We start from the raw sequence: 4855 nt of genomic DNA on the forward strand, positions 1-4855 counted from the left end.
TTTAAAGGTGTTTCATAAAAAGCGGAATAATGTGGTTTAATAAAAATGTAATCATCAGAACTTGGAGCAATCTTATGGATTATGTTTTCGCTATATTCATTTGTACAATGAGTAATAAGTTGGTCGATATCAGATCTCCACAGTTGATAATGGTCATTAACGTAAATTATAGGACAGCCGAAGGATTTCATTTTTTTCTTTAATTGTAAAATAGGGTTTGTTATAATTTCACATTTTTTAGCTAGAATGGGTCCGTGGGAAAATTGAAAGTCATTAATCATATCGATAATGAGCAAGGCGGTATTTTTCATATGTAATCCCCTCTCTTTTTTCTTTTAGGGTGGATTGAATTTGTAAAAGTTATCCCCTGTGTAGTAAATGGAAATAAGTGTACTTTATTTGTAATGAAAGGACTATGTTATGGAACAAGATCAAGATATTTATTTTATGCAATTAGCGATAGAAGAAGCTAAAAAGGCAGAGGAAATACAGGAAGTACCAATTGGAGCAGTTATAGTGTTAGATGGTGAGGTAATTAGTGTTGCCCATAATTTAAGGGAAACTGAGCAGAGATCAATAGCTCATGCTGAGTTGCTAGCGATAGATGAGGCGTGTAAAAAATTAGGGACATGGCGTTTAGAAGATGCAACATTGTATGTAACATTAGAACCTTGTCCAATGTGTGCAGGTGGAATTGTTTTATCACGAGTGAAGCGAGTTGTATATGGTGCAAGTGATCCGAAGGGCGGATGTGCAGGGACATTGATGAATCTTTTAACGGATGAACGCTTCAATCATCAATGTGAAGTAGTATCTGGTGTACTAGAGGAAGAATGCGGTACGTTGTTAACAAGCTTTTTTAGAGAGCTTCGTAAAAAAAGAAAAGCAATAAAAAAATTAGAGAAGAATACTGGGAACTAACGTATTTGCATTTTATAAAGAAACAAGTTATACTGATAATGCCTTTAATGAAGGCAACCGAATATTGGTTTTAACTTTGCCGTGCTAAGCGGGGAGGTAGCGGTGCCCTATACTCGCAATCCGCTCTAGCGAGGCCGAATCCCCTCTCGAGGTTATGTTGCTGTAAGGTCTGCCTTAAGTAAGTGGTGTTGACGTTTGGGTCCTGCGCAACGGGACCCCGTGAACCTTGTCAGGTCCGGAAGGAAGCAGCAATAAGCGGGTCTTCTCGTGTGCCGCAGGAGTGCCTGAACCGAGCTAACTGCTTGAGTAACGCTTATGGTACGTAATCGACGGAGGGTGCACGGCAGTTATATATGTATACAAAACTCACCTTAATACAAAGGTGAGTTTTTTGTATAGAAAATAACTTTTGGAATCTATAAACAGAATGGGTTATAATAAATGAGATAATAACCTTTGAGGGAGGCCGTATTTTCGTGTCATACCAAGCGTTATACCGAACATGGAGACCGCAAAAGTTCGAAGATGTAGTCGGTCAAAAGCACGTGACAAAAACGTTGCAAAATGCCCTTCTTCAAGAGAAAGTTTCACATGCTTATTTATTTTCTGGCCCGAGGGGAACAGGAAAAACGACAATTGCAAAAGTATTTGCAAAAGCAATTAACTGTGAACATGCTCCGGTAGCTGAACCTTGTAATGAATGTCCTTCTTGTTTAGGAATTACACAAGGATCCATTTCAGATGTATTAGAAATTGATGCGGCTTCAAATAACGGTGTAGATGAAATTCGAGATATTAGAGATAAAGTAAAATATGCTCCAAGTGCTGTAGAATATAAAGTATACATTATTGATGAAGTTCACATGCTTTCTATGGGTGCATTCAATGCGCTTTTAAAAACCTTAGAAGAGCCGCCAGGACATGTTATCTTTATTTTGGCGACAACAGAACCTCATAAGATCCCGCCTACAATTATTTCACGTTGTCAGCGTTTTGAATTCCGAAAAATATCAGTGAATGATATTGTTGAGAGATTATCAACGGTCGTGACAAATGAAGGTACGCAAGTGGAAGATGAGGCATTACAAATTGTTGCGCGTGCTGCTGAAGGTGGTATGCGTGACGCACTTAGTCTTATTGATCAGGCTATATCTTATAGTGATGAGACCGTTACGACAGAAGATGTATTGGCCGTAACAGGATCTGTTTCTCAGCAATACTTAGGCAATTTAGTAGAATGCATACGTGAAAATGATGTATCAAGAGCATTGCAAATCATAGATGAAATGATGAGTAAAGGGAAGGATCCAGTTCGTTTTATGGAGGATTTCATTTACTATTATCGTGATATGCTTTTATATCAAACTTCACCGCAACTAGAACATATGTTGGAACGAGTAATTGTAGATGATCAATTCCGTAAGTTGAGTGAAGAAATGCAACCGGAAGTGATCTATGAGATTATTCATACCCTTAGTAAGGGACAACAGGAAATGAAGTGGACAAATCATCCGCGTATTTTCTTAGAAGTTGTTATGGTGCAATTGTGTCAACAGTTTATGATGCAAGCAAATGGTACAGATCGTTTGCAAGCAATTATGAACAGGATGCAGCAACTGGAGAAAGAGTTAGAGCAAGTTAAAAAGAACGGTGTGCCAGCTGGTGTACAACAGGAAGTAAGAGAGACACGTGCAACACCAAAGCCGGTAAGAACAGGAAGTATGAAGATTCCTGTCGGACGTGTAAATGAAGTATTAAAACAAGCGAAGCGTCAAGATTTAGAACAATTAAAAGCTGTATGGGGTGAGTTGTTAGGAAGACTCAAATCATATAACAAAGTAGCGTTTGCTGTTTTACTAGAAAATAGCGAACCAGTGGCAGCTTCAGATGACACTTACGTTTTAGCATTTCAATATGAGATTCACTGTAAGATGGCGAGCGAAAATCGAGAAGCTATGGATACAGTAGAACAAGCTTTATTTGAATTGCTAAGTAAAAGGTTAAATATGATTGCCATTCCAAAAAGTGAATGGGGTAAAATCCGTGAAGACTTTTTACAACGTGAAGGTGGAGAGTCTGAAGAAAACCCAGAGAAAAAGGAAGATCCTCTTATAGAAGAGGCAGTGAAATTAGTAGGGCAAGAACTCATTGAAATAAAAGAGTAATAATAATTAGGAGGAATTAATTATGATGCGTGGCGGAATGGGAAATATGAATAACATGATGAAACAAATGCAAAAGATGCAAAAGGACATGGCGAAAGCACAAGAAGAGCTTGGTGAAAAAACAGTTGAAGGTACAGCTGGCGGCGGAATGATTACAGTTATCGCAAATGGTCACAAGCAAATTCTTGAAGTGAAGATTAAAGAAGAAGTTGTAGATCCAGAAGATATCGAAATGCTACAAGACTTAGTATTAGCTGCAACAAATGATGCACTTAAAAAGGCTGATGAGCTTTCAAACTCTACAATGGGTAAATTTACAAAAGGCTTAAACTTACCAGGTGGAATGTTCTAGGAGGATATTGATACATGCATTATCCAGAACCAATATCAAAACTAATCGATAGTTTTATGAAGTTGCCAGGTATCGGACCGAAAACAGCGGTTCGATTGGCATTTTTCGTATTAGATATGAAAGAAGATGATGTGTTAGGTTTCGCGAAAGCACTTGTAAATGCGAAGCGAGATTTAGCGTACTGTTCTGTATGCGGACATATTACTGATCGTGATCCTTGTTATATTTGTAATGATTCACATCGAGATCAATCAGTTGTTTGTGTCGTACAAGAACCGAAAGATGTAATCGCGATGGAAAAAATGAAAGAGTATCAAGGTGTATATCATGTGTTACGTGGTGCGATTTCTCCTATGGAGGGAATTGGACCGGAAGACATTAATATCCCGCAACTCTTAAAGCGACTACATGATGAAACGGTACAAGAAGTGATATTAGCAACAAACCCTAATATTGAAGGGGAAGCTACAGCGATGTATATCTCCCGCCTCTTAAAACCTACAGGCATTAAAGTAACTCGTATTGCACATGGTCTGCCAGTTGGTGGAGATTTAGAATATGCAGATGAAGTGACATTATCCAAAGCGTTAGAAGGTCGCAGAGAAGTATAAGAGGAGAAACGAAAATGTTCTTTCAAAAAAAGGGTAAATTGCGTAAAGAGTATGACGATAAGTTAATTGTACTTTTGGAAAAAGTGAAGAATGAGTGGTTACGTCAGAAGAGAATGGTCGAACAAAGTGTAGAACCGTCTCAAGATGTCATTTGTTCTTTGAAAATAGCAGAGGCGAAATATTTCTTTTTGTTGAAAGAAGCAAAGCGTCGTCCTGTAAAAATGGAACAATGGTAAAAGGTTCTGCTTTCTAAGCAGGCCTTTTTATTTTGTTTTTTAAATGCTGAGGTATTGTTTTATTTAGTTTATATAAAAGAGATGCTGCATATGATAACTGTTCTTTTTTATTGTCTTGTCCCATACAAATAGATGTATAGGTCATTCATAAGGAGGAAAAAATGAATTCTACAATTATTATTGTTGGCATTCTTACTTTAGTATTTATTTTTCTTGTTTTTGGTGTTGCCTCTAAGCCATTACGTTTTATAGGTAAGGTGATTTTTCATGTTACTTTAGGAATAGCATTGCTTTTTATCGTAAATGTTGTAGGGACATATTTTGATTTTCATATCCCGATTAACATGGGGACAGCAGCAATAACGAGTTTGTTAGGCTTACCGGGTGTGGCAGCATTAGTGATTATTAAGCTTTATATCATGCCAAGATAAAATTATTTTGGCATTTTTTTAAAAAGTGTTGACTATTAAATGATTAATATGGTAAATTAATAAGCGTCGTCAGCAACGAAAGAAAAAAGCTGTTGACAGATGTAACGAGAAGTGTTAAATTATAAAAGTCGCTGAAACG

7 protein-coding genes and 1 other RNA gene are annotated in these 4855 nt (G+C 37.3%); 7 read left to right on the forward strand and 1 reads right to left on the reverse strand.

The annotated features are described in order from the left end of the window. On the reverse strand, positions 1-311 hold a 311-nt coding region (locus tag ABWK52_RS06785), incomplete at its 3' end, for an isochorismatase family cysteine hydrolase (protein WP_353771899.1). Positions 312-420: 109 nt separating this feature from the next. Here ABWK52_RS06785 and tadA point away from each other — a divergent pair. From tadA to ABWK52_RS06820, 7 genes are all read left to right on the forward strand, one after another. Continuing rightward, on the forward strand, positions 421-921 hold the full coding sequence (tadA, locus tag ABWK52_RS06790) for a tRNA adenosine(34) deaminase TadA (RefSeq protein WP_000434332.1): 501 nt from the start codon (positions 421-423) through the stop codon (positions 919-921). Between the two features lie 79 nt (positions 922-1000). Further along, an RNA gene (gene ffs, locus ABWK52_RS06795) (signal recognition particle sRNA large type) lies at positions 1001-1265 on the forward strand. A 132-nt stretch (positions 1266-1397) separates the two neighbouring features. Then, positions 1398-3086, forward strand: coding sequence for a DNA polymerase III subunit gamma/tau (gene dnaX, locus ABWK52_RS06800; RefSeq protein WP_097856325.1), 1689 nt, complete (start codon positions 1398-1400; stop codon positions 3084-3086). 25 nt (positions 3087-3111) lie between these two features. Then, positions 3112-3438, forward strand: coding sequence for a YbaB/EbfC family nucleoid-associated protein (locus ABWK52_RS06805; RefSeq protein ID WP_014894853.1), 327 nt, complete (start codon positions 3112-3114; stop codon positions 3436-3438). 14 nt (positions 3439-3452) lie between these two features. Continuing rightward, positions 3453-4049 (forward strand): recombination protein RecR, encoded by a 597-nt coding sequence (recR, locus tag ABWK52_RS06810; RefSeq protein WP_000559169.1) that lies wholly within the window; start codon positions 3453-3455, stop codon positions 4047-4049. Between the two features lie 14 nt (positions 4050-4063). After that, the gene (locus ABWK52_RS06815; RefSeq protein WP_000466019.1) at positions 4064-4285 is read left to right on the forward strand and encodes a YaaL family protein; all 222 of its coding nucleotides are present in this window, start codon (positions 4064-4066) and stop codon (positions 4283-4285) included. A 161-nt stretch (positions 4286-4446) separates the two neighbouring features. Then, positions 4447-4716, forward strand: a complete 270-nt coding sequence (locus tag ABWK52_RS06820; RefSeq protein WP_001089273.1) for a pro-sigmaK processing inhibitor BofA family protein — start codon at positions 4447-4449, stop codon at positions 4714-4716. Positions 4717-4855: the final 139 nt, after the last annotated feature.

Source organism: Bacillus sp. AP50, from assembly GCF_040492675.1.
Taxonomy (GTDB): Bacteria; Bacillota; Bacilli; order Bacillales; family Bacillaceae_G; genus Bacillus_A; species Bacillus_A cereus.